We start from the raw sequence: 24357 nt of genomic DNA, 5'->3' as shown, positions 1-24357 counted from the left end.
TTGGTGTCGACCGGGATCGATGGTGCGATATTGGTCACGCCGATGGTGAAGGTTTGCGAACTGGTGAGGGTGCCGTCGCTGGCTTGCGCGGTGACGGTATAGGCGTTGCCGGCCGCGGTCTCGAAGTCGATCCTGCTCGCATCGGCGACAGTGACGATGCCGGTCGTGGCGTCGATGGTGAAGCCGCCGCCGGATGTATCGCCGGTCAGCGAATAGGTCACAGCCCCGCCATTGATATCGGCCGAGGCGGCGGTGATGCCGACGAAGGTGCCGTTGGCCGCACCTTCCAGCACCGAGTTGGCCGCGGCATCGCTGTCGGTCGGGGCCGCGGGCGCGACATCCGCCACGCCGATGGTGAAGCTCTGCGTCGTGGTGGAGACGCCATTGGCCGCCTGCACGGTCACGGAATAGGCGTTGCCGGGCGCGCTTTCGAAATCGATTTTGGTGCCGTCGGCGACGGTGACGATGCCGGTGGTGGCGTTGATGGTGAAGCCGCCGCCGGAGGTGTCGCCGATCAGCGAATAGGTCGTCGCCGGTCCGTTCGGGTCGGCGGCGACAGCGGTGAGGCCGACGGTCGAACCGTTGGCCGCGCCCTCGGCCACGCTGTTGGCGGCGCCGTTATTGTCGACCGGCGTCGCCAGCGCGACGTCAGTCACGTTGATGGCAAAATTCTGCGAACTCGACAGCGTGCCGTCGCTGGCGACCGCGGTGATGTTGAGGGTCGCGGTGCTTTCGAAATCGATCTTGGTGGGATCGGCGACCGACACCACACCGGTGGCGGCATCGACCTTGAAGGCGCCGTTGGCGCTGTTGCTCAGGCTGTAGGTGACGCCGGGTCCGTTGATGTCGCTGGAGGAGGCGGTGATGCCGACCAGCGTGTTGGCGGCGGCGCCTTCCGCCACGGTGTTGGCGCCGGCATTGCTGTCGACCGGGGTCGAGGGCGCAATGTGTGACACGTTGATGGTGAAGCTTTGCGACGAGGTGGAGAAGCCGTCGAACGAATTCACGGTGATGGTGTAGGCGTGGCCTGCCGCGGTCTCGAAGTTGATCTTGGCGGGATCGGCGACCGTCACCACGCCGGTGGCCGCGTCGATCTTGAAGCCGCCGCCGGAAGTGTCCGACGCCAGCGTATAGGTAATGGTCTGGCCTTCGGCGTCCGTCGAGCGCGCGGTGACGCCGACCAGCGTATTGACGGCGGCGCCTTCGACGACATTGTTGGCCGCGGCGTTGATATCGGTCGCGGTCGCCGGCGGCGTATTGGCTGTCGGCGGCGGTGGTCCGGGCCCAACGATGACCGTGCCGGGGCCACCGGGAGGCGTGCCGGGGCCAGGCGGTGGCGGAGGCGGCGGGTTTACGCCGGGAGGTGTGCCGCCGGTCGCGGGCGGCGGCATCGAACCGGGGGGCAATTCGTTCGCCATTATTCGTACTCCCAACGCAAGTTTCTTGTCCGCGTCACACAGTCAGTCGCGCGGCTAGCGCGATGCGTGAACACGTCGAATGTTTTGATGGATGGTGCGTGCGATTCTGCAGCAGCCCGGTCCGCCTGTTGAACGGTGGACTGCAAACGCAATTCGGGGAGACCTGTTACCAGCGACACAAATTTCGCTCGTCACTCCGAAATGCCTCTCACTCACACCGCAACGAAAAGGGGGTAATCAATGTTCGATAAATGCGGCTGTATAAAAATTTACGCTTTAGCAACCATGATCGTAGCCGAGCGTACAACCTGGAGTCAATGTCCTCGGATTATTAACCATGAAGGCGTGGGCAGTAACGTGGACGCGGAGGTGCTTCCGGTCGTCCTCTTCCCCCAGGTGGAACTTTGGGCGATGCGACCGACGACAATTGTGTGATGTCACGTTTTCGTCATCTCGAGCGCGGCCTCGACCGTGGGGGTAATCGCGCCATCGGCGATTTTCCTGAAGGCCAGCGCTTCCGACCCACCCGGTACCCGCGGCGGCGCAAGGCGTGATCGTCCGCCATGCATAACGATTGTGCTTGATCCCATCGCCTTCTTGAACAGACTGGGAACCAGTCACATCTGTGACCTCCGCCGGGGAGCGGCAGCCGCCTCCATCGATCGAGATGTCGGGAAGTCAGGGGAGATCGAGCAGATGGAATTGAGCGCGACTGAAAAACGGAATCGTCCGGTTCAACCGGGAGGCCGTCAAGTCTACTTCCCCTCGCTTCGCAGTCTCTCGCCGCTGATCCTGGTCTCCGCGCTGGCGTTGTCCGGATGTGGTGACAAACCGCCGCAGCCGGCCGCGGCCGCGGCGCCGCCGGTGACGGTCGCGCAGCCGGTGAAGCGCACCGTCACGGATTGGGATGAATTCACCGGGCGGTTCGAGGCGCTGGAAGAGGTGCAGGTGCGCGCCCGGGTCGGCGGCTTCGTCAACACCGTCGAATTCCGCGATGGCGCCATCGTGCGCGCCGGCGATCTGCTTTACACGATCGATTCCCGCCCCTTCGAAGCCGTCGCCGCGCAGGCCGAGGGCCAGCTCGCGGATTCGCGCGCCAAAGTGGAGCTTGCCAAGCGCGAACTCGATCGCGCGCTGAATCTGGTCCAGACCAGTGCCGTCTCCGAACAAACCGTCGACCAGCGCCGCCAGGCCTTGCAGGCCGCGCATGCCGCGGAGATGCAGGCCGATGGTGCGCTGAAGGCGGCGAAACTCAATATCGAATTCACCCACGTCCTGGCCCCGATGACCGGCCGTGTCGGCCGCCATCTCGTCAGCCCCGGCAATCTCGTGCAGGGCAGCGAGGGCAGCGCCACGCTGCTCACCTCGATCGTCACGCTCGATCCGATCTACATCTATTTCGACGTCGACGAGGCGACCTATCTCAAGAACAACAGGCTGTGGTTCGAGGGAAAGCGGCCGAGTTCGCGCGACACGCCGAACCCGGTGGAGGTCGCTCTGACCGGCGAGGAAAAGCCGTCGAAAGAAGGCAAGATGGATTTTCTCGACAACCGTCTCGATGTCTCGACCGGCACGCTGCGCAGCCGCGCCATCATTCCCAACAAGGACTTCTCGATTCTGCCGGGGCAATTCGGCCGCGTGCGGCTGATCGGCTCCTCGCCCTACGAGGCATTGCTGCTGCCGGACACGGCCATCGCCACCGACCAGTCGCGCAAGATCGTCTTTGTCGTCAAGGATGACAACACCGTCGAAGCAAGGGCTGTGAAGCTCGGACCGCTTGACGAAGGCTTGCGCGTGGTTCGCGAGGGGTTGAAGGCGGAAGATCGCGTCATCGTCGACGGCATCCAGCGCGCCCGGGTCGGTGCGAAGGTGACGCCGCAGACGGCGCCGGCCGGTGGCAAGTCATGAACCTCGGCCGGCTCTCCATCAACCAGCCCATCCTGGCGATGGTGCTGTCGATCGTGCTGCTGATCGTCGGCGCGATCGCCTACACCACGCTGCCGGTCTCGGAGTATCCGCAAGTGGTGCCGCCGACCGTCGTCGTCACCACACAGTATCCCGGCGCTACCGCGCAAACCGTCTCCGACACCGTTGCAGCTCCGATCGAGCAGGAGATCAACGGCGTCGAGGATATGCTGTATCTCTATAGCCAGGCGACCTCGAACGGCAATCTCACCATCACGGTCACCTTCAAGCTCGGAACCGATCTCGACAAGGCGCAAGTGCTGGTGCAGAACCGCGTCGCCATCGCGCAGCCGCGATTGCCGGAAGAGGTGCAACGCAACGGCGTCGTCACCCGCAAGAACAGCCCCGACATCCTGATGGTCGTGTTCATGCTGTCGCCCGACGACAGTTTTGACCAGCTCTACATCTCCAACTATGCGCTGCTGCAGGTGCGCGACGAGCTGCTTCGCCTCGATGGCATCGGCGACATCCAGATGTTCGGCGCCCGCGACTACTCGATGCGGCTGTGGCTGGACCCGGACCGCATCGCGACGCTCGGCCTGACCTCGGCCGAGGTGATAGCTGCGATCCGCGCGCAAAACCTGCAGATCACGGGCGGGCAGATCGGCGAGCCGCCGATCGCCGACCGCGCATTCCAGCCCAATCTCACCTTCACCGGACGGCTGAAAGATCAGAGGCAATTCGAGGACATCGTGGTCAGGGCCGGCGCCGACGGCCGCACGGTGCGGCTGCGCGACGTGGCGCGGGTTGAGCTCGGTGCGTTGTCCTATTCGACCAACAGTTTCCTGCTGCGGAAATCGGCGGTCGCGCTGCTGGTAACGCAGCGGCCTGGCTCGAACGCGCTGGCGACTGCGAAAAGAATCTCCGATACCATGGAGAAGCTGAAGGCGCGTTTTCCAAAGGGCCTCGACTACAATATCGGCTACAACCCCACCGAATTCATCGCGCAGTCCGTTCACGAACTGATCAAGACGATCTACGAGGCGATGATCCTTGTCGTCATCGTGGTGCTGGTGTTCCTGCAGGGCTGGCGTCCGGCGATCATTCCCATCATCGCGATCCCGGTGTCGCTGGTCGGCACCTTCGCCGTGATGGCGGCGCTCGGATTCTCGATCAACAATCTCACGCTGTTCGGGCTCGTGCTCGCGGTCGGCATCGTGGTCGACGATGCGATCGTGGTGGTGGAAAATGTCGAACGGCATCTCGAGCACGGCATGAGCCGGCGCGACGCGGCGCTCAAGACGATGGAGGAGGTGGGCGCAGCCCTGGTGTCGATCGCGCTGGTGCTGTGCGCGGTGTTCGTGCCGACCGCGTTCCTCGGCGGCATTTCCGGACAGTTCTTCCAGCAATTCGCCGTCACCATCGCGGTGGCGACCGCGATCTCCTGCTTCTGTTCGCTGACATTGTCGCCGGCGCTGGCCTCGCTGATTCTGGTGCCGCACGCGGAAAAGAAGCCGCCGGCAAGCTGGAATTTCATCGCCCGCGGCTGGGACGCATTTGCGGGCGTCTTCAACCGGACTTTCGACCGGCTGTCCCACGGTTATGCCAATGCGGCCAACTTCGTGATCCGGCATTCGACGGTCATGCTGCTCGTGTATTTGGCGTTGATCGGCAGCGCCGGATGGCTGCTTGCCATCACGCCGCAAGGCTTCATCCCCGCCCAGGACCGCGGCTACGTCATTATATCGGCGCAGTTACCGGGAGCCGCATCGCTGGCGCGCACCACCGATATCGTCCGCCAGATCGAGAAAACGGCGCTGGATACCCCAGGCATCATTCGCGTCGCGGCATTCGCCGGCTTCTCGGGCGCGACCCGGACGCAGTCGGGCAATGCTGCGGCTCTCTTCCCGGTGTTCGAAGAACCGGAAGTGCGTCTGAAGAAAGGCCTGACCGCGCAGGCGATCACCGCGGATCTGCGACAGCGCCTGGCCGCGATACAGGGGGCCTTCATCATCGTCATTCCGCCGCCACCCGTGCCGGGCATCGGAACAGGTGGAGGTTTCACCATGCGGGTCCAGGATCGTCAGGGCCGCGGCCCTGAACTTCTGGCAGCCGCCAACGACGAGCTTGTCGCCGCGGCGCGCAAGGCGCCCCAGTTGACGCAGGTATTTTCGCCCTTCACCGCCAATACGCCGCAGCTCTTCGTCGACATCGACCGGGTCAAGGCGCAGAAGCTCGGCGTGCCGATCTCCGGCGTCAACGAAACGATCCAGACCTATTTCGGCTCGACCTACGTCAACGACTTCAACCTGTTCGGCCGCACCTATCATGTCACGGCCCAGGCCGACCTGCCGTTCCGCAAGGAGGCGTCGGATCTGGCGCGGCTGCGCACCCGCAACGCCGCAGGCGACATGGTGATGCTCGGCAGCGTGGTGGATTTCCGTGACGTATCCGGCCCCGACCGGGTGGCGCGCTACAACCTCTATCCGGCGGCGGAGCTGCAGGGCGAGGGGACGCCGGGCACGAGTTCGACGACCGCGATCAACACCATGAAGAAACTCGCGGAGGACACGCTACCGAGCGGGTTCTCCTTCGAATGGACCGACCTGTCCTATCAGCAGGTCACCGGCGGCAATGCGGGTCTCTACGTGTTCCCGATCTGCGTGCTGTTCGTGTTCCTGGTGCTGGCGGCGCAATATGGCAGCTGGAGCCTGCCGTTCGCGGTGATCCTGATCGTGCCGATGTGCCTGCTCGCCGCCACCATCGGCGTGCGGATCATGGGACAGGACGTCAACATCCTGACCCAGATCGGCTTCGTGGTGCTGGTCGGGCTGGCGGCGAAGAACGCGATCCTGATCGTCGAGTTCGCGCGCGACATCGAGCTTGAAGGCAAGCCGCGGCTGGAGGCGGTGATCGAAGCCTGCCGGTTGCGGCTGCGACCGATCCTGATGACGTCGTTCGCCTTCATCCTCGGCGTGCTGCCGCTGGTGATTTCGTCCGGCTCGGGATCGGAAATGCGCCAGGCGGTCGGCGTCGCGGTGTTCTTCGGCATGATCGGCGTCACGCTGTTCGGCCTGATCTTCACGCCGATCTTCTACATGATCGTCCGTGGGCTGGCCGATCCGAAGAAGCCGAAGGATGCCGCCGCGGTGTGAGTCGCGGACTCCATCCCCGTCATCCCCGCGTAACGGCTTTGCCGTTATCGCTGGAGGAGCGCGCTCTTGCGCGCGTCTCGAAGGATGAATCGGCCACAGACGGGCCGTCGCCCTTCGAGGCGCGCAAGAGCGCGCACCTCAGGGTGACGGATCTCCCCATACCATCGGCCGATCTGAAATAGATGGGCAGCGGCAGGGTTATAAAATATTGTCGGGCGGAATTTACCCTGAACGGAACTGCTGGGAGCAAGAATTATGAAGGCGGGTTTGTTGGCGGCCGCGGCATTGAGCGGCGTTTTGTTCGCCGGATCGGCCTCGGCGCAGGGGGTCAAGATCGGCATTCTGAACGATCAGTCCGGGGTCTATGCCGATTACGGCGGCAAATGGTCGTTCGAGGCCGCCAAGATGGCGATCGAGGATTTCGGCGGTGAGGTGCTTGGCCACAAGATTGAGATCGTCTCCGCCGACCACCAGAACAAGCCCGATCTCGCCACCGCGATCGCGCGGCGCTGGTATGAGGTCGAGAACGTCGACATGATCACGGAGCTGACGACTTCCTCGGTCGCGCTCGCGATCCACGATCTGTCGAAGCAGATGAAGAAGATCGACATCGTCGTCGGTGCGGCCACCTCGCGCCTCACCGGCGACGCCTGCCAACCCTACGGGTTCCACTGGGCCTATGACACCCACGCGCTGGCGGTCGGCACCGGCGGCGCGCTGGTGCAATCCGGCGGCGACAGCTGGTTCTTCCTGACCGCGGACTACGCTTTCGGCCATGCGCTGGAAAAAGACACCGGCGACCTCGTCAAGGAAAGGGGAGGCAAGGTGCTGGGCGCGGTCCGCATTCCCCTGAACTCGTCGGATTTTTCGTCGTTCCTGCTGCAGGCGCAAAGTTCAAAGGCGAAAATCATCGGGCTCGCCAATGCCGGTCTCGACACCACCAACTCGATCAAGCAGGCGGCCGAATTCGGCATCGTCAGAGGCGGACAGAAGCTGGCAGGCCTGTTGCTGACGCTCGCCGAAGTCCACGGCCTCGGACTGGAAGCGGCGCAAGGCCTGGTGCTCACGGAAGGCTACTACTGGGATCGCGACGACAGGAGCCGCGACCTCGCCAACCGCTTCTTCAAGCGCACCGGCCGGATGCCGAACATGATCCAGGCCGGCACGTACTCCGCGACGCTGCAATATCTCAAGGCGGTCAAGGCGGCCGGCACCAAGGATACCGAGGCCGTCGCCAAAAAGCTGAAGGAGCTTCCGGTCGACGATCTCTTCGCGCAAGGCAAGGTGCTCGAAAACGGCCGCATGGTGCATGACCTCTATCTGTTCGAGGTCAAGAAGCCGTCGGAGTCGAAGAAGCCGTGGGACTATTACAAGCAGCTCGCCGTGGTCCCCGGCGACAAGGCGTTTCCGACCGCCAAGGATTCGGGCTGCCCGCTGGTGAAGTGAGGGGCTTCTTACCTCGCCCCGCTTGCGGGAGAGGTCGGATTGCGAAGCAATCCGGGTGAGGGGGTACAGGTCCAACGATTCGCAGACAGTCGTGCGGAGAGAGCCCCTCACCCCGACCCTCTCCCCGCAAGAGCGGGGCGAGGGAGATCACTCACCCCTGCACGATGCGCCACACGATCGCACCTGTTGCCCCTACCCAGAGCACGCTCGCCGCAAGCGCCTGGATGCCAAAGCCGCGGCCGCGCTTGGCGGCGGCCTGCGAATAGCCGAACATGTAGAGGAGGCGGCCGGCGATCCAGACCAGGCCGAGCCCTGCCGCAAAGGGGTCGCTGATGTAAATTGCAAACAGCCACAGCGATGGCAGGAAGATCGGCATCCATTCCAGTGTGTTCATCTGGACGCGGAACACGCGCTCGAAATCCGGATGGCCTGACGTCGCCGGCACCTTGACGCCGAACGCGCTGCGCGCCTTCGAGACCTGGATCGAGGTGAAGAAGTAGAACAGGATGGCAAGGCAGGTGACGAGAGCGGTGAAGTGGTACATTGGTGAATGATTCCTCTTGGATTCTTTCTTTCGTCATGCCCGGCCTTGTGCCGGGCATCCACGTCTTGCTTCGGTTAGGCTGGAAAGACGTGGATGGCCGGGACAAGCCCGGCCATGAGTGAATGAATCAGAAGCGCTTTCAGTACCCCGTCATCTCCAGATAGCCTAATCCGGTGTGGCTGCCGCCAAAGCTGATCGGGCCTTCCCAATAGGGAAAATTCGTTCCCATCCAGCTCTTCGGGTTGAGCGGCGTACAGTCGATCGTGACGGCGAGTTTGGGAATCGCGATGCGCCATGAGGTCGGGATCTTGCGGTTCGCGATCTCCGTGTAAGCCTGCGGCGTGAAACTGATGTCGGCTGAAGCGAGCGGCTCAGTGCTGCCGTCGCGGGCAACCCATTTGCCCGAGCCGTAATGCTGGCCGTCGGTCTGGCGCATCCGGTACAGCATCAGCTTTTCGCCGGTCTTGAAATGAAGCGACAGCCAGTCCCAGCCGCTCTGGTCGGAGGCCAGGGGCTGGCTGCTCCATTCGCGGTCGAGCCAGGCCTGTCCGGTTACATCGACGGTTTTGTCGTCGATGGTGATGCTGCCTTTCGCCTGATAATGCGGCTGGCTGTAATAATAGGAGGCTTGCTCACGCAGCGATTTGCGGCTGTAGCCGGCCTCGCCCTGTAGCACCAGCGGCCGGTCGGCATCGAGGCGCAGCGCATAGTTGAAATCGGCGCCTGAGGCCTTGAGTTCGAGCGGCGCCATGTTGGTTGCGCTCATGGAATCAAGCCCGCGCATTTCCCAGGAATCGATCCAGGCGAGAAAGGGCGCAGCTTCAGCGCCGGCCTGTCCGACGCCGCCGCGGGAAAAGGTTTCGCTGGTGCGATGGGTATCGGCGCGCGTCACCGCGGCATGGCCCATCCAGAGCTGCTGATTGGCCCAACCTTCCTGTTGCGTGCCCGGCTTTGTTGCCTGCCGGAATAACGTCCACTGCGCGCCATAGGCGGTGCCTTTGGCATCGGTAAGATTGGCGGTCACGTACCACCACTCGATCCGGAATTCCGGATGCGGGTCATGATCGGCGGGAAATGAAAATGTCCTGCCGGGAATGACGGCGGCATAGCCGCTGGCGCTTTCGCCTAAGCCGGCAAATCCCTGCGCCAACGCCTTGCTTCCGAGCGAGGCGATCAACAAGCCGCTCACAAAACTGCGGCGGGATATCAGGCCGCTACCGTTCATTGGCAAAGATCCTGATCAGGCTGGCCGGCTGCATCCGCGCCAGCCGCATCACCGGAAGCGCTGCCGCACAAAAGGCCGCCGCCATCGCGACGCCGACCAGCCACAGCAATTGCGCCGGGAAGACGTGGAACGGCAGCCGCCAGCCAAAGGCCTTTACGTTCACGATCGCGAGCAGGCACCACGCCACCAGGAGGCCCAGCGGCAGCGCGAACAGCGCGGTGATCAATGCGACCGACATCGTCTTCAGAAGCTCGATCGCGGCCAGCCTGCGCCTGGTAATGCCGATCGCCCATAGCGGCGCCAGCTGCGGCAGCCGCGAATTGCTCAGCGTCAGCAGGCTGGTCAGGAGCGCGATGCCGGCGACGCCGAGCGTAAAGGCGTTGAGCGCCGCAGTCACCGAGAAGGTGCGGTTGAAGATGCGTTTCGATTCCGCCTTCATGGTCGCCTGGTCTGCGACGCTTCGATCGTCGAGCCCGAATTTTTCCTGCAAGGCCGTGATCAGCGCTGGAATCTGGCCGGGTGCAACGCGCAGGCCCATCCGTGTGAGCGGGACCTCCGGAAAGCGCCGCGTCAGCGCGGCGTAGTTGACCGCGATCTGGCTCTTCGGATTGCCGTAGTCGGCATAGATGCCGACGATTTCCAGTGTCCAGTTGCCGCCCGGCGCCGGAATGTCGATGCGATCGCCGATCGACAATTTCAGGCGCCGCGCCAATTGTTCGCTGACGAGACAGGTCGTGCCGGGCCGAAGTCTGGTCCAGGCGTTCGGCGCCTGATCCAGCAGTGGCCAGCTGTCGCGATAGGTGGTGTGATCGGGCAGGCCCAGCACTTCGAGCGGCGCGCCTGCCAGTTGCGTATCGGCGCGGCCGCCGGGCAGGATCGCCTCGACCTCGGGCCGTTCGCGCAGCCACGCCCTGATCTCGGTCGCCCGGGTATTGCTGGACGCGCTGATATAGACATCCGCCGCCAGCCTTCCGTCGAGCCACACCAGGAACGTGCGGTTGAAACTGCCGACCATGGTGCCGACGCCGACATTGACCGCGAGCGCGAGCAGCAGCGCCATCAGCGCCAGCGACAATCCCGAAAGCTGCTGGCGGCTGTCGGCCCAGAACCAGGTGCTGAGCGGGCCGCGCGCGTGCCGCTGGCCGAACGCGAGCACGACTTCCAGCAGCATCGGCAGGATCAGCGCCGCGCCGAGCAGCAGAGCCGCGAGCACGGCAAAGCCCGACACCAGGGAATCGCCGAACAGCAAAAACGCGCCGGCAGCGGCGAATACGCTGAGCGCCACCGCGCTCTGGAACATCAGCCAGTGGCGCTGCGCCTGTTGCCAGGCATAGGGCTGCGCGGTGGCGAGCAGCGGCAAACGAAGCGCCTTGGTCAGGCTGGTCGCCGCGGCCGCGAGCGCGCCCAGAATGCTGATGGCGATGCCCGCGAGCCACCATTCGCCCTTCAGCGTCAACTGCCCCGGTATCTGCGCGCCATAAAGTCCACGCAGGGATGCGGCGACGTCGGGCAGCAATGTCGCCGCGATCAGGTAGCCGCAGACGAGCCCGATCAGGCCTGCGAAGAGCGCCAGCGACAGCAGTTCGATCACCATCACGCTGTTCAACATTCGCGCCGACACGCCGCAGGCGCGCAGCGTGCGCAAGGTGGGCAGGCGCTGCTCGAAGGCAAGGCCGATGGCGGAATTGACGATGAACAGGCCGACGAAGAACGACAGCAGTCCGAATGCGGTGAGGTTGAGATGAAAGCTGTCGGTGAGCCGTTCGAGATCGCTTTCGGCATCCGGCGCAACCAGCCGCAATTTGTCGCCGACGACATTTTCCAACGCGGGGTGTTTGCCCTTAGCCTTGCCGATCAGCAGGCGGGACAATTGATCCGGCATTTTCAAAAGAGTCTGCGCGATGCCGATGTCGACGACGAGCACGCCGGGCACCAGCTGCGTCTGCACGCGCAGCGGCGGCAATGCCACGCCGCCATTGGTGACGGCTGTGGCGCCCTCGGCGAGCTTGAGATCGGAAAGCGTTTCCGGCGCCACCAGCATTTGCCCGGGCGGCGTCATGAAGGCCTGCAGATTGGCGGTTTCGACCCCGGGCGCGCTGCCGACCTCGCGCGGCAACGTCACGGGCTCGATGCCGAGCAGGCGGAACGAGCGTCCGCCGATCTGGATGCGGCCTTCGAGCGCCGGCGATACCGGCCAGCCGGCGCGGCGCAGGTCGACGAAGAATTGTTGCGGGAAGGTTGGCGTGTCGCGGCCGACCAGCATCGCCGTCCGCGTGCCGCCGAATGTCGCGGCGGCGCGGTCATAGGAGGTGCGCGCCTGCTGATTGAGCGCCTGCACGCCGCTCCATAGCGCGGTCGCCGAAATCAGGCCGATCAGCAAGGTCGCGAGCTGCATCGGATGCCGCCGCCAATGGCTCAGCAACACGGCGAGCGTCCAGAGCGCGCGCCTCACGCGATTACCCCGGCGTGCAGATTGACCTGGCGGTCCAGCGTGGCGGCGAGCCGCGCGCTGTGCGTCACCATCAGGAAGCCGCAGCCGCTGCGCGCCACGAGATCGCGCGCCAGCGCCAGCACTTCGTCGGCGGTCGCTTCATCGAGATTGCCGGTCGGCTCGTCCGCCAGCAGCAGCAGCGGCTTGGTTGCCAGCGCGCGGCCGATCGCAACGCGCTGCTGCTGACCGCCGGACAATTGCTCGGGATAGCGCTTGAGGAAATTCTTCAGGCCCAGACGCTCCACCAACTCGTGATGCCAGGCATCATCGTGGCGTCCGGCGATGCGCGACTGGAACACCAGATTGTCCTCGACGGTCAGGCTCGGGATCAAATTGAATTGCTGGAACACGAGACCGAGGCGATCGCGGCGCAGTTCGGCGCGGCCGGCATCCGAGAGTTCGGAGACCAGCGCGTTGTCGAGCCTGATCGCGCCGCCATCGGCGGCATCGAGGCCGGCGATCAGGTGCAGCAGCGTGCTCTTGCCGCTGCCGGATTCGCCGGTCAGCGCGACGCTCTCGCCGGCCGCGACGGACAGATTGACGCCGCGCAGCACCGCGACCTCCTCGCCGGCGGCGCGGTAGCTCTTGGTCAGGCCGTTCACGGTGAGCACGATTGATTCGCCGTTGCTCATGCGCTGATCACGCGAGCTTCCGGCGCGTGGGGAAAGCCGGCCTGGCCAAAATATCGATGTGACGATGGATCGAATTGACCATGAAATTCCCCTGGCATGATGCCCTGCAACATATCAGGACCGCGATGTCAGATCACGGCCTCAATATCAGAGACGACGGGATCGTGATTCGGTTGTAACGGTGCGCATCCGGCCGTGCGGAGTTACAGGGCACCCTCCGGTCAAAATGCGCAGTTGCGTTGCCGGGGAGGCCATGGCTAGCATCGAATGCCGAAGTCACTGAATCGGCAAGGATAAACTTGGGGTAGCAGCCATGACTGAACATGTGACGCCCAAAGGTGCCTGGACAATCACATTTCTGCTGTTTCTGTTCATGCTGGTCAATTTTGCCGACAAGATCGTGGTCGGCCTGGCCGGCGTGCCGATCATGACCGAGCTGAAGCTCGATGCGGAGCAGTTCGGCACGCTCGGCTCCTCGTTCTTCCTGCTGTTTTCGATCTCGGCGATCGTCGTCGGTTTCATCGTCAATAGCGTACCGACCCGCTGGGTTCTGCTCGCGATGGCGGTGGTCTGGTCGGTGGCGCAGTTCCCGATGGTCGGCACCGTCAGCTTCACGACGCTGCTGATCTGCCGCATCATTCTCGGCGCCGGCGAAGGCCCGGCGTTCTCGGTCGCCGTGCATGCGGTCTACAAATGGTTTCCGGACGAGAAGCGCACGCTGCCGACCGCGATCCTGTCGCAGGGCTCGGCCTTCGGCGTGATTCTCGCGGTGCCGGCGCTGAACTGGATCATCGTCAATCACAGCTGGCATTATGCGTTCGGCGCGCTCGGCGTCGTCGGCCTGATGTGGGTGGTGGCGTGGCTGATCATGGGCAAGGAAGGCCCGCTGGTGCAGACGGTCGCGATGGCCGCCGCCGATCCGCGCGTTCCCTATTTTCAGCTCCTGACCTCGCGGACCTTCATCGGCTGCTGCGCCGCGACCTTCGGTGCCTACTGGGCGCTGTCGCTCGGTCTCACCTGGTTCACGCCCTTCATCGTGCAGGGGCTCGGCTTTTCGCAACAGGATGCGGGTTGGATTTCGGTGCTGCCCTGGGTGTTCGGCGCGGTGATCGTGCTGCTCACGGGCTGGATCTCGCAAGTGATGCTGACGCGGGGCTTTACCACCCGCGGCGCGCGCGGCGTGCTCGGCTCGGTGCCGCTGATCATCGGCGGCCTGATTCTCGCGATGATGCCCTATTCCGCGCCGGGCGGAACGATGATCGCGCTGCTTGTGGTCGGCTCCGGTTTGTGCGGCTCGATCTATGTCGTCTGTCCGCCGATGCTCGGCGAGTTCACGCCTGTGCAGCAGCGTGGCGCCGTGATTGCGATCTATGGCGCAATCTACACGCTGGCGGGCATTGTCGCTCCCCTCGTGATGGGAAGCGTCATCAAGCACGCGGCAACGCCGCTCGACGGCTATCTGACCGGCTTCACCATCAACGCGGTCGTTATGGTGTCGTCGGGGTTGCTGGGTTTGCTGCTGCTGTGGCCCAATAGCGAGCGTGCGCGGCTGCTGGCTCAGGCCGCACAACCGAAGTTCGCGTGAGCCAATGGCCCGCTACAAGCTTTATTGCATCGGCGCGTCCGTGGCGGCGCTTGCGCTCGCGCTGTTGTTTGCGCTGCCGATGGCTATCGGTTTCACAGGCCCCGCGATGGCGCAGGGTGCACTCACGAAGACGCAATCGGAAGCGCTCAATGCGTACAATGAGGCGGTAAGGAACTTCGAGTTGATCCTGGGGCAGCGGCGCGCGCAGATCAATGCGAAGCAACCGCTGCCGAACCTGCCTGGACAGGCGCTCTATCTGGCGCGCAACAAGATGCTGAGCGCCTACAAGGATCTCACCGACGCGATGCCGTCCAGGATCGGTGGGCCCAACAAATACGAAATCCCGCCGGCCTATTTCAACGTGGCTACCGAGCCGCTGCTCGACGAGTACCGGAAGCTTTTCGATGTGATGCAGGCGCCGCCCGCCAGCGCGCAAAAATCGGATACCCCGTTCAAGGACGTCGTCGATCTGGGAACAGCGATCGCGCGCGCCAAAGGCCTCGATGCTGTCAATGCCGAGGCGGCAGGCCGGATCAGCCTCGGGCTGTTCTTTGCCGAGACCAATGGCAATCAAACCATCGGCAATGCGCGCTCGAACAAGTACAAGGGCAGCCTGCAAACCGGCACATCCGAAGATCTGAACGGCCGCAGGAAGTGGGCGGCGATCAAGCCGTCGATCGCGGCGTTCGATCCTGCGCTGATCCAGCGCGACGACAAGGAGGAGGCGCGGGCCGGCAATATGGATCACCGGTTCAACCACTGGACCTCGGTGCGGGATGCCCTGATGAACGCGCATGCGGAAGTGTTCCCGCAGGTGCCGTCGATCGTGAGGACGCTGCCGGACCCGATCGACCAGATGAAGCTGTTCGAGCTGATTCAGATTATTCCCGCGCCGACCAAATCCGCGCTCAAGTCAGGCAATTTACTCAACTACCGGATTTCCGATCCCAGGATCATGGGATTCTTGCGGAACAACAGCGTTTTCACCTTTGGACAGGCCGACAGGGCGCGGACGTCTGCAACCATGCGCGAAATCCTCGATGCGATGTGGCTGTTCAATGCCAAATTCGAACAGGCGCTTGCCAGGTTCAAGGAGATCAAGGCGGGGCAAAAGGTTTGAAGCCGGCCGGTGGAACCTTGCAACCGGTAACTCATGGTTCATACTACGGGCCGATGCTGTCCAATGCGGTCGTGAAGCGCGCATAGAAGGTCACTCTGGGGGAGAGTGGGGATTGCCGTCGGTAAGGAAAACATTCGACCAGTCAGGCTTTGGCGGTTGGCCCCGCCGCACCATTGTCGCCGCGATGGTCGCCTTGCTGCTTCTGTCGGTCGAGGCCAGTCACGCCGGCTGGCTGTCTGATGTCTTCAAGGGCACGTCGAAGCAGGCAAAGCAGAGTCCATCGCCAAAGCGCACCGCTGTGCCAAAGCCGGCCGCTTCGTCAAAGCCAGCCAGGGTGGCGAAGCCCGCGGCCGCTCCGAACCGCCGCACGGCGAAGGCTGTTGCCCCGAGGGCGGCGGCCAAGCCGTCGGTTTCGAAGACGGTTGCAACCACCTGCGAACCGTCAAAGTTCCGGATCGTTCTGGATGTGGGGCATACCGCCCAGTCGGAAGGCGCGATCAGCGCCCGCAACGTTTCCGAGTTCGTCTACAATTTGCGGCTGACGCAGCGGATCGAGGAGAAACTGAAGGCCGAAGGCTTCACCGAGACGAAGTTGCTGCTGACCGAAGGCAAGGCGAGGGCCAGCCTGGTCAAGCGCGTCGCCGCGGCGAACAATCTGCCCGCCAATCTGTTCCTGTCGATCCACCATGACTCCGTGCCCAAGAAATTTCTCGAGGACTGGGAGTTCGGCGGCAGGAAAAGCCGTTTCAGCGACCGCTTCAGCGGCTATTCGGTGTTCGTCTCCAGCAATAACCCGGAATACAAGGCGAGCCTCTCGATCGCCGAATTGCTGGCGAAGGAAATGAAGGCCCAGGGCCTGAAATATGCCGAGCAATATTCGCAGCCCATCATGGGCCGCTACCAGCATCCGCTGCTGAACAAGGAAACCGGTGTCTACAGCTATGACAAGCTCATCGTGCTGAAAAAGACCAGGATGGCTGCCGTGCTGCTGGAGGCGGGCTCGATCATCAACCGGGACGAAGAGCTCCAGATGGACTCAGCCGAACGCCGGGACATCATCAGCAGCGGTGTCGTGGCGGCCATCAAGGAATATTGCGATCGTCGATGGGGCATCCTCGGTCCGCTCTGATGGCGGCGACCGGAGTTGGCCGGAAGCCCTGCGTTCAGCGGGGAGCGCTGGGGATAATCGAAGCGCCGGGCAGCGAATTGATTTCGCTGTCGACGGGGACGCTTCCGGAGCGCTGGGTGTAGCCGAAGCCGAGTGACAGGCTGAGATTCGGCGCCGGCTGGAATTCAATGCCGGCATTCGCGCGATAGCCCGGCAGCGTGCCGGACTTCTTGTCGAATGCCGCAAACGGGCCGCCGACGCCGCCATCGTACTTCAAGGTTTCGAAGCCGGCATAGAGCGAAACGGGTAACCCGCCCGCGCTTCCGAAATTGTAGCCGGTCTGCACGCCCTCGTAACGGAGCGAGCCGAAATTGCCGAACGCTCCAGCCTGGTTGATGCCGTTCCAGTTCATTCCCGCAGGAATGCTGGTGCCGCTGATAAACATGCCGTTCTGGAAATTGTAGCGCGTCGGGGAGTCCTGGTCGGAGGGCAGGGTCCCGCCAAAGCCGAGGGGCCAACTCGGGCTCCAATAGGGCACAGGGGCGGCCTGGGCGTGGGCCGTCCGCCCGCCCAGACAGAGCGCCGCCAGGACGAGTGCGAGACCTAATCTGCCTGCAAAGATCGACATCCGTACCATCGCCAAATTCCCTCAAATTATACCCTCCGGGTATGGGGAAAGCCAGCACGGCGCCTATCGATAGCGTATCGATGCTTGGGTTCATACTTGGGTTCAGGATGGAACCGATGTACTTGGTAGCGGTCAGTTTGTTAGTATTCGAAGACCCTCTCCAGCCAAGGATATCCGCGTGCAAAAGTTCGAGCCGCTTCGTCAGGTCAACCCCGTTTCAGGCTACGGCAAAAACGACGTTCTGGTCATTTTCGGCGAGGTCTTTGCCCGAGGTTACGTCAACGGCCTGATCGATGAAGCCAAGAAGGCCGGGATGACTGTCATCTATGGCACGGTCGGACGCCGCGATGAGAATGAGCAGCTACGCCCCCTGACGGCGGAGGAGTTGGCGGAGAAAGACCAGCCGCTGGTCAACGTTCCCTTGGAATGCGGATTTGATCTGGCAAAATCGAGCAAGGGTCTCAGTCCATGCGACCAGCTCAAGGGCTTAAAGCTCAGCGAGTGGGACAAGGCCACGGTTGATCTTGCGCAGGTGGAAGAGTCGCGCAAGGCCGGCCGCGAAAATTTTCGCACGCGCGTGACGCAATATCTGGTCGAATTGCAAAAGCAAATTCCCGATGGCGCCAAGGTCCTGATCGCTCACACCATGGCCGGCGGCGTTCCGCGCGCGAAGATCATGATGCCCGTGATGAACCGGGTCTTCAAAGGGACCGCGACCTCTTCCAAGGATTTTTGGGAAGGCGACCTCGGCCGGCTCTGCGAAATGAGCTTTATGGATGTGAGTGCGAATAGTCTTTCGGATCTGATCGAACTGGGTGCCGGGCTACGCGACAGCGTCGCCAGGAACGGCGGTCAGGTTTCCTACGTGGCCTACGGCTATCATGGCACCGAGATACTGATTGCCGGCGAGTATCATTGGCAGAGCTATTCGCCTTACCTGCAGGGTTTTGCGAAAATCGAACTCGAAAATATCGCGCGGCGCGCGACCGAGCAGGGCGTGAAAGCGAGTGTCTTCAATGCGCCGGAGATCCTGACCAATTCAAGCTCGATCTTTCTGGGTGTTGAAGTGGCGCTCTATCCGTTGCTCACCGCCTTCAAGAAAGAGGCGCCCGATCATCCGGTCACCAGGAAGCTTCTGGCCGAGTGTGCCGACCTGCTGAAACCCGAACACAGCCTTGAGGCGCTGATCGAGCTCACCGACAATTATTTCTGCTCAGACATTATTCAGCGCTGGACCAAGTTCGAACAATGGCCGCAGCACAATGGCCCCGAGCAGATGGAATTGATGCACGCCACCTCGAAAGCAATCATCGACATGCACAAGGATGGCCGCAAGCTTCTCACGGCGGCGCTGAGTGAAATCGTGTTCAAGGCCTGCGGATACGCCATGCTGCATGAGGCATTGAATCCCCGCCAACCGGTATGGTGGGTCGGCCATCAATTTGTCACCCAGGCTGCGACCAAGGCCTGACGCTGGTCCAAAATTCGGTCGTGACACCCTTGCGCCCCCGCGCGCCGGTTGCCCGGGCGTGCACCTGCGCCTTGCGATCACCCCGATTTGAGCGATTTTGAAGCCGTCACAGATTGCGGCAGTGCGGTAGGGGCCACACATGGGAAGCGGGGGGTGATTAAAGGAAATTTGCGATGCGTTTTATTTTGGCCCTGGGCCTTTTGATCGCCTTTAGTGCTTCCGCCAGCGCCGCAAAGAAGGTGCATCACGCCAAGCCGCGACATGTCATTGTCCGTCCCGTCCAGCCGGTAGACCCGCGCTTTCCACCCGTGCTCATGGACCAGACCCCGGCCTACAATGATCCGTCCAAGTTTGGTGGCGGCTGATCTGCGACGGATGGCATCGAAGCGCGGTCACGCGCTTGACGTCGATTGCGGCTAAGCCAATCCCGCCCTAGCCCGCCGCTGCACCAAACTTCGGTTGCGATCCCTGCGCGCCGCGCACCAGTTTGCCGGGGCGTGCGCCGGTGGCCTTGCCGCCGCGCTGCGTCACCACGCCGGATACGATGGTGGCGTCATAGCCGTCGACCTGCTGCATCAGCCGGCGGCCGCCGACCGGCAGATCGTAATGCACCTTTGGCGGATGCAGATGCAGTTTGTCGTAGTCGATCACGTTGACATCGGCCTTGAAGCCAGGTGCGATCACGCCGCGATCGTAGAGGCCGACCGAGAGCGCGGTCTTGCGCGACTGCGCCGCGACCACGAACGGGATCGAGAGCTTTTCGCCGCGGGTGCGGTCACGGGTCCAGTGCGTCAGCAGATAGGTCGGGAAGCTGGCGTCGCAGATGATGCCGCAATGCGCGCCGCCGTCGGAAAGGCCCGGCACCGAATGCGGATCACGCAGCATCTCGCGGGTCGCATCGAGATTGCCGTCAGAATAATTGAGGAACGGCACATAGAGCATGCCACGGCCGTCGTCGGTGAGCATCGCGTCGTAGGCAAGTTCTTCCGGCTGCCGGCCCTGGCGGCGAGCCTGCGCGCCCAGCGTGTTTTCCGGCGGCTGTTCGTAATCCGGCGGATTGCCGAGCAGGTACATCTTGTCGTAGTTCGGGCGGAAGAATAGCGGATCGTCGGTCGCGGTCGCATGCTCGCTCAGGATCGCCTTGCGCATCTCGGGCTGATGCAGGCGCTTCAGGCGTTCCTCCAGCGGCAGGTGGGCGATCGCCTTGTAGCTCGGATGAGTCTGGAACGGGTTGCGCGACAATTCGAGTCCGAGCATCAATCCGACCGGACGGGCAGGGATCTGCGCGGTGATGTCGAGGCCGCGCGCAGATGCTGCGCTGATCATGTCGAGCGTCTTGCGCCAGCGCTGCGGCTCTTTGTCGTTCTGCGTGATCGAGAACGTCACCGGAATTTTGGTGTTCTCGGCCACCCGCAGCATCATCGGGAGATCTTCGTTGATGGTGGATAGGTCGAGCACGAACTGCAGCACGCTGCGGCCCTGGCCGTGCATCGCGGCGGCAATCGCGGTCAACTCGTCCTCGCCGGCCTTCAAGGTCGGCGTGTAGTCGCCGGTCGAGGTGCGGTGATTGAGCGTGCGCGAGGTCGAGAAGCCGAGTGCGCCCGCGCGCACGGCATCCGCGGCGAGCGCCGCCATTGCCTTGTTGTCCTCGGGCGTGGAGGGATCGCGGCGCGCGCCGCGGTCGCCCATCACATAGACGCGCAAGGCCGCGTGCGGCAGTTGCGCGCCGACATCCATGTCGAAGCTGCGTTTCGACAGCCATTCCATGTAATCCGGGAAGCTTTCCCAGGCCCAGGGAATGCCGGCGCTCAACACCGGCTCCGGAATATCCTCGACGCCTTCCATCAGCTGAATCAGGCGGACATGGTCGCTCGGCCGGCACGGCGCGAAGCCGACGCCGCAATTGCCCATGATCGCTGTAGTTACGCCGTTCTGCGACGACGGCGTAATCTCCTGGCTCCAGGTGACCTGGCCGTCATAATGGGTGTGGACGTCGACGAAGCCGGGTGTGACCAGTTTGCCCCTGGCGTCGATCTCTTCCTTGCCTTTCCCCGAAACCTTGCCGACCTCGGTGATGCGGCCGCCCGAGATGGCGATATCGGCTTCATAGAGGTCGCCGCCCTTGCCATCGGCAATGTTGCCGCCGCGGATCACGAGATCAGGGGAACTGGTCATGGCGATTCATCCCGGGTTGAAGTTTTGTTGACTGCATCATCGGTAATACCCTGATGCAGTCAACCGCCGGGATTGAGGTTCAGGAATGCATCACGCTTGTGACCGGGCCCTCGGACCGCGTCTTCGGCTTGCGGTCGGTGATGAGCGCCAGCAGCACCGTCAAAACCATGAAGGCGACGGAGGCGCCGAACACCCAATGCGGCAGGTTCTGGTCCATGATCCAGCCGAACAATAGCGGGCTCAAAATGCCGCTGAAGTTGAATCCGGTGGACACGATGCCGAAAGCGCGGCCGGCCGCACCTGGAGGGGCGGCGTTGCGCACCAGCATGTCGCGCGAGGGCGCGATCACGCCGCCGAGGAACCCGGCGATTCCCATTGCCGCGGTCAGCACCACCGAGGGCAGGGTGGTCGTCGCGATCACCAGCATGATGATGGCGTTGATTCCAAAGCAGGCGGCGGCGACCTGTCCGTGGCGCGTGGTGCGGTCGGCAAGATAGCCGCCGGCCAGCACGCCCGCCGCGCTGGCGCCGAGAAACGCCGTCAGCGCGATATTGGCGGCGGAGAAGGTCACGCCATAGCCGCTCATCAGTGCGACCACGCCGAAATTGCTGATGCCGGCGTTGGAGAGACCCAGCAGCATGAAGAAGAACGTCAGCATGATGATCGCCGACGTGATGACGCTTTGCCTGTGGGGTGTCGCGCCATCCACTTTGCGGTCGGCCGAGCTCGCATCGGGAATGCCGACCACGATCAACAGCAGCGCCACCACAGGTCCGACCGCGCCGGCCACGATCAGCGCGCCGAGGCCGCCAAGCCACGCCACCAGTGCTGCCATGATCGCAGGCGCCACCGCGCCGCCGAGGAAGCCCGCAAACGTGTGGATCGAAAACGCGCGACCCATCCGCCTTACATCCATATGCGCCGAGAGGATGGCGTAGTCGCAGGGATGATAGACGCTGTTGGCGAGACCAAGCAGCGCGGCGCAGACGATCAGCGACGTGTAGCTCAGATTCATGCCGAGCATGATCAGCGCGAGACCGCCGACACAAAGGCCGATCAGCAGCACCTTGCGCGCGCCGATATGGTCGGCGAGATAGCCGATCGGCGCCTGGGTCAGGCCGGACACCAATCCGAACACGGTCAGGGCGAAGCCGAGCTCGATATAGCCGACGCCGAGCTGTGCCTTCAGATAAGGAAACAGCATCGGCAGCACGAAGATATGGAAATGGCTGACCCAATGGGCCACCGAAATTCCCGCCAGCGTGCGCAGAGAACTGTCCGCTTTCACGTGCTGCGGTGCGGTCAGAACATCGACCATATCAGCGTCAAACCCCGTCTCGATCTACGGCCCGGCAAAGGCTGGCTTTTGAAAATGCCCGGCGAAAATAGTGGTTAGCGGTTATTTGTCCATGAATACCGCTGCATGGCTGCCCCGGCGCAGGGTACGAAGGGGCCAAATGCGTCAATTAGTTCAGGGACAAAGTCGGCGGGCGCGGCAATGATCCGGCATGATCGATCCGGGGAAGCCGCTCCGGGTGCTGGTGTCAGAAGGTTCCAGTACCTCAGCCCGCGAGGCCATCACGATACTGGGCCTGTCGGGCCATCATGTCGAGGTTTGCGATCCCTCCGCCCATTGCCTGGCGCGGTTCTCACGCTTCGTCCGCAAATTTCACCGCTGCCCGGGCCTGCGCACGGACCCCGCCGGATTTCTGGCGTTTGTCGAACAATTGCTGGCGCGCGAACGTTTCGATGTGCTGCTGCCGACGCACGAGCAGGGTTTTCTGTTTGCGCGGATGCGCGCGCGACTAGAGGGCCGTACCGGTGTCGCGTTGCCTTCATTCGAGAGCTATCGCACCGCGCACAGCAAGGCTGGATTCAGCCGGCTGCTCGATCAATGGAAGCTGCCGCAGCCGCCGACGCGGATCGTGAAATCTGCACGCGCGCTGCGCGACGCCATCGGTTTTCCAGCCGTGGTCAAGACCTCGATCGGCACCGCAAGCCGCGGCATCTGGTTCGTGCGCAATACGGATGATCTCGAAATAGCTTTGCGTGATCTCGGCGCCGACGATGCGTTCGCCGATGAGGTGCTGGCGCAGGAGCTCATCACGGGCACCACCGAGAAGGCGCAGTCGGTGTTTTGCCGGGGACGGCTGGTCGGCTTTCATGCCTATCGGCAAGTCGCCCTCGGCGTCGGTGGCGGCGAGGCAATCAAGCAAAGCGTGGGCCGGCCGATGGTGCGCGCCTATCTCGAGACCATCGGCGGGCATCTCGGCTGGCACGGTGCGTTGTCGGTCGATTTTATCATGCCCGACGATGGCACGGCGCCGCTCCTGATCGATTGCAACCCGCGGCTGGTCGAACCGGTCAACGCCTATCGCGCCGGCATCGATCTCGTTGGGCTATTGCTGCGTGTCTCGCAAGGCGAGACGCCGGAGCCGCTGCCGGAAAGCCGCGAGGGCGTGCTCACGCATCTGGCGATGCAGGCGCTGCTCGGCTGCGCATCGCGCGGCGGCACGCGCGGCGATATTATCCGGGAATGCGGCCGGGTGTTCACCGCCACCGGACCTTACGCCGGCAGTCGCGAAGAACTGACGCCGGTGCGGCTGGACTGGTTCAGCGCCGTGCCGCTGGCGATGACCGCAGCATTTCTGCTGGCCTCGCCGTCGTCAGCGATCAAACTGGCGCGCGGCGGTTTTGGCGCGCATCTGCTTGATCTCGGGAGTATCCGGAAGATTGAGAGCGGAGAGTTTGGCTAGGTTTACCGCGTCGTCCCGGCGAAGGCCGGGACCCATACGCCGCAGCCGTCGTGATGCGGCAGGTGGGTAGAGATTCTTTCGGCAACAGACATCGGTGGTTATGGGTCCCGGCCTTCGCCGGGACGACAATAATCACAACGGCTCGTCGTCATTGCCGTGGCGATCACGTTTGGGCGTGGCGATGTCGCCATCCTCGTAATCGTCGTCCTCGACAGGCGGGCCTTTCGGCTTCACGGGCTTGTCGTTGTCCTGCCTGGCAGGCTCGTTCTTCTTCCCGTTTCCACCCATATCGCTCCTTTTCGCCGGCGCAGCCGGCTTTATCCGGTGGAAGGTACGCATTCACCGCAATCCGACCGACTTTGCGCAATATACTACCGCCAGCAACACGAATTTTCCTTGCCCTTTTTGCCGATAGGGCTTCAAACGGGGCAATCAAACGGAGTCAGAATGAAGAAGCCTCGCATCGAAACCGAAGAACAGCAGCCGCGCAAAGTCATTCGCGCCGACAAGGCGCCGACGTCAGGATATTCGCTGGTGGTCGACGGTCACTTCAAATCGCACCACGACACGGTCGAAGCCGCCGAAGAGGCGGGCACAGCGCTGAAGAACAAATTCCAGATGCTGCAAGTGCAGGTCTACGACGCCGAGACCAAGACGCGCTCGATGATCCATTGGCCGCCGGCTTAACGGCGCAAGAC

The 24357-nt window shown here is 63.1% G+C and carries 18 protein-coding genes and 1 pseudogene; 10 read left to right on the top strand and 9 right to left on the bottom strand.

Annotated features, from left to right (window positions below):
• Positions 1–47 precede the first annotated feature (47 nt).
• Positions 48–1391 (bottom strand): annotated as a pseudogene (locus JQ575_RS44540) (cadherin domain-containing protein); the annotation flags it as partial.
• 723 nt (positions 1392–2114) lie between these two features.
• Here JQ575_RS44540 and JQ575_RS12815 point away from each other — a divergent pair.
• From JQ575_RS12815 to JQ575_RS12805, 3 genes are all read left to right on the top strand, one after another.
• Positions 2115–3326: an efflux RND transporter periplasmic adaptor subunit gene (locus JQ575_RS12815; RefSeq protein WP_212033543.1), complete on the top strand. Its 1212-nt coding sequence runs from the start codon at positions 2115–2117 to the stop codon at positions 3324–3326.
• Positions 3323–6478 carry an efflux RND transporter permease subunit gene (locus JQ575_RS12810; protein ID WP_212033542.1) on the top strand — a complete coding sequence of 1052 codons (3156 nt, stop codon included), beginning with the start codon at positions 3323–3325 and terminating at the stop codon, positions 6476–6478. Before JQ575_RS12815 ends, JQ575_RS12810 begins: the two co-directional genes overlap by 4 nt.
• Before the next feature lie 255 nt (positions 6479–6733).
• Positions 6734–7924 (top strand): ABC transporter substrate-binding protein, encoded by a 1191-nt coding sequence (locus tag JQ575_RS12805; RefSeq protein WP_212033541.1) that lies wholly within the window; start codon positions 6734–6736, stop codon positions 7922–7924.
• Between the two features lie 151 nt (positions 7925–8075).
• Here the strand turns inward: JQ575_RS12805 and JQ575_RS12800 are convergent, their stop codons facing one another.
• The 4 genes from JQ575_RS12800 to JQ575_RS12785 all read right to left on the bottom strand — a co-directional run bounded on the left by JQ575_RS12800 (position 8076) and on the right by JQ575_RS12785 (position 12816).
• Positions 8076–8468: an MAPEG family protein gene (locus JQ575_RS12800; RefSeq protein ID WP_212033540.1), complete on the bottom strand. Its 393-nt coding sequence runs from the start codon at positions 8466–8468 to the stop codon at positions 8076–8078.
• Positions 8469–8607: 139 nt separating this feature from the next.
• On the bottom strand, positions 8608–9693 hold the full coding sequence (locus JQ575_RS12795; protein ID WP_212033539.1) for a lipocalin-like domain-containing protein: 1086 nt from the start codon (positions 9691–9693) through the stop codon (positions 8608–8610).
• Positions 9683–12145: an ABC transporter permease gene (locus JQ575_RS12790; protein ID WP_212033538.1), complete on the bottom strand. Its 2463-nt coding sequence runs from the start codon at positions 12143–12145 to the stop codon at positions 9683–9685. Before JQ575_RS12790 ends, JQ575_RS12795 begins: the two co-directional genes overlap by 11 nt.
• Positions 12142–12816: an ABC transporter ATP-binding protein gene (locus JQ575_RS12785; protein WP_212033537.1), complete on the bottom strand. Its 675-nt coding sequence runs from the start codon at positions 12814–12816 to the stop codon at positions 12142–12144. Before JQ575_RS12785 ends, JQ575_RS12790 begins: the two co-directional genes overlap by 4 nt.
• 313 nt (positions 12817–13129) lie before the next feature.
• On the opposite strand from JQ575_RS12785, the gene JQ575_RS12780 reads away from it, so the two are divergent.
• The 3 genes from JQ575_RS12780 (at position 13130) to JQ575_RS12770 (ending at position 16650) form a co-directional block, all read left to right on the top strand.
• Positions 13130–14401 (top strand): MFS transporter, encoded by a 1272-nt coding sequence (locus JQ575_RS12780; protein WP_212033536.1) that lies wholly within the window; start codon positions 13130–13132, stop codon positions 14399–14401.
• A 4-nt stretch (positions 14402–14405) separates the two neighbouring features.
• On the top strand, positions 14406–15521 hold the full coding sequence (locus JQ575_RS12775; RefSeq protein ID WP_212033535.1) for a hypothetical protein: 1116 nt from the start codon (positions 14406–14408) through the stop codon (positions 15519–15521).
• 112 nt (positions 15522–15633) lie between these two features.
• A complete protein-coding gene (locus JQ575_RS12770; protein ID WP_249166616.1) occupies positions 15634–16650 on the top strand; it encodes an N-acetylmuramoyl-L-alanine amidase in 1017 nt (338 codons plus the stop codon).
• Positions 16651–16684: 34 nt separating this feature from the next.
• Here the strand turns inward: JQ575_RS12770 and JQ575_RS12765 are convergent, their stop codons facing one another.
• Entirely contained in the window at positions 16685–17257 is a 573-nt protein-coding gene (locus JQ575_RS12765; RefSeq protein WP_212033534.1) for an outer membrane protein, read from the bottom strand.
• 178 nt (positions 17258–17435) lie between these two features.
• Here JQ575_RS12765 and JQ575_RS12760 point away from each other — a divergent pair, with 178 nt between their 5' ends.
• Positions 17436–18728: an enoyl-acyl carrier protein reductase FabMG gene (locus JQ575_RS12760; protein WP_212033533.1), complete on the top strand. Its 1293-nt coding sequence runs from the start codon at positions 17436–17438 to the stop codon at positions 18726–18728.
• A 173-nt stretch (positions 18729–18901) separates the two neighbouring features.
• Positions 18902–19093 carry a hypothetical protein gene (locus JQ575_RS12755; protein ID WP_212033532.1) on the top strand — a complete coding sequence of 64 codons (192 nt, stop codon included), beginning with the start codon at positions 18902–18904 and terminating at the stop codon, positions 19091–19093.
• Positions 19094–19160: 67 nt separating this feature from the next.
• On the opposite strand, the gene JQ575_RS12750 is transcribed toward JQ575_RS12755, so the two are convergent.
• Complete coding sequence (locus JQ575_RS12750; RefSeq protein ID WP_212033531.1) at positions 19161–20903, bottom strand: amidohydrolase family protein; 1743 nt, start codon at positions 20901–20903, stop codon at positions 19161–19163.
• 79 nt (positions 20904–20982) lie between these two features.
• Entirely contained in the window at positions 20983–22221 is a 1239-nt protein-coding gene (locus tag JQ575_RS12745; RefSeq protein WP_212033530.1) for an MFS transporter, read from the bottom strand.
• Positions 22222–22411: 190 nt separating this feature from the next.
• On the opposite strand from JQ575_RS12745, the gene JQ575_RS12740 reads away from it, so the two are divergent.
• On the top strand, positions 22412–23659 hold the full coding sequence (locus JQ575_RS12740; protein ID WP_212033529.1) for a hypothetical protein: 1248 nt from the start codon (positions 22412–22414) through the stop codon (positions 23657–23659).
• A gap of 132 nt (positions 23660–23791) precedes the next feature.
• On the opposite strand, the gene JQ575_RS12735 is transcribed toward JQ575_RS12740, so the two are convergent.
• Positions 23792–23947, bottom strand: a complete 156-nt coding sequence (locus JQ575_RS12735; protein ID WP_212033528.1) for a hypothetical protein — start codon at positions 23945–23947, stop codon at positions 23792–23794.
• A 159-nt stretch (positions 23948–24106) separates the two neighbouring features.
• Here JQ575_RS12735 and JQ575_RS12730 point away from each other — a divergent pair, with 159 nt between their 5' ends.
• Positions 24107–24346 (top strand): hypothetical protein, encoded by a 240-nt coding sequence (locus JQ575_RS12730; protein WP_192735553.1) that lies wholly within the window; start codon positions 24107–24109, stop codon positions 24344–24346.
• The last annotated feature ends 11 nt before the right edge of the window (positions 24347–24357 follow it).

Origin of the sequence: Bradyrhizobium sp. JYMT SZCCT0428 (assembly GCF_018131075.1) — a bacterium.
Lineage (GTDB): Bacteria > Pseudomonadota > Alphaproteobacteria > Rhizobiales > Xanthobacteraceae > Bradyrhizobium.
Note: the sequence above shows the minus strand (reverse complement) of the source record. Positions and strands in the feature narration are given on the sequence as shown.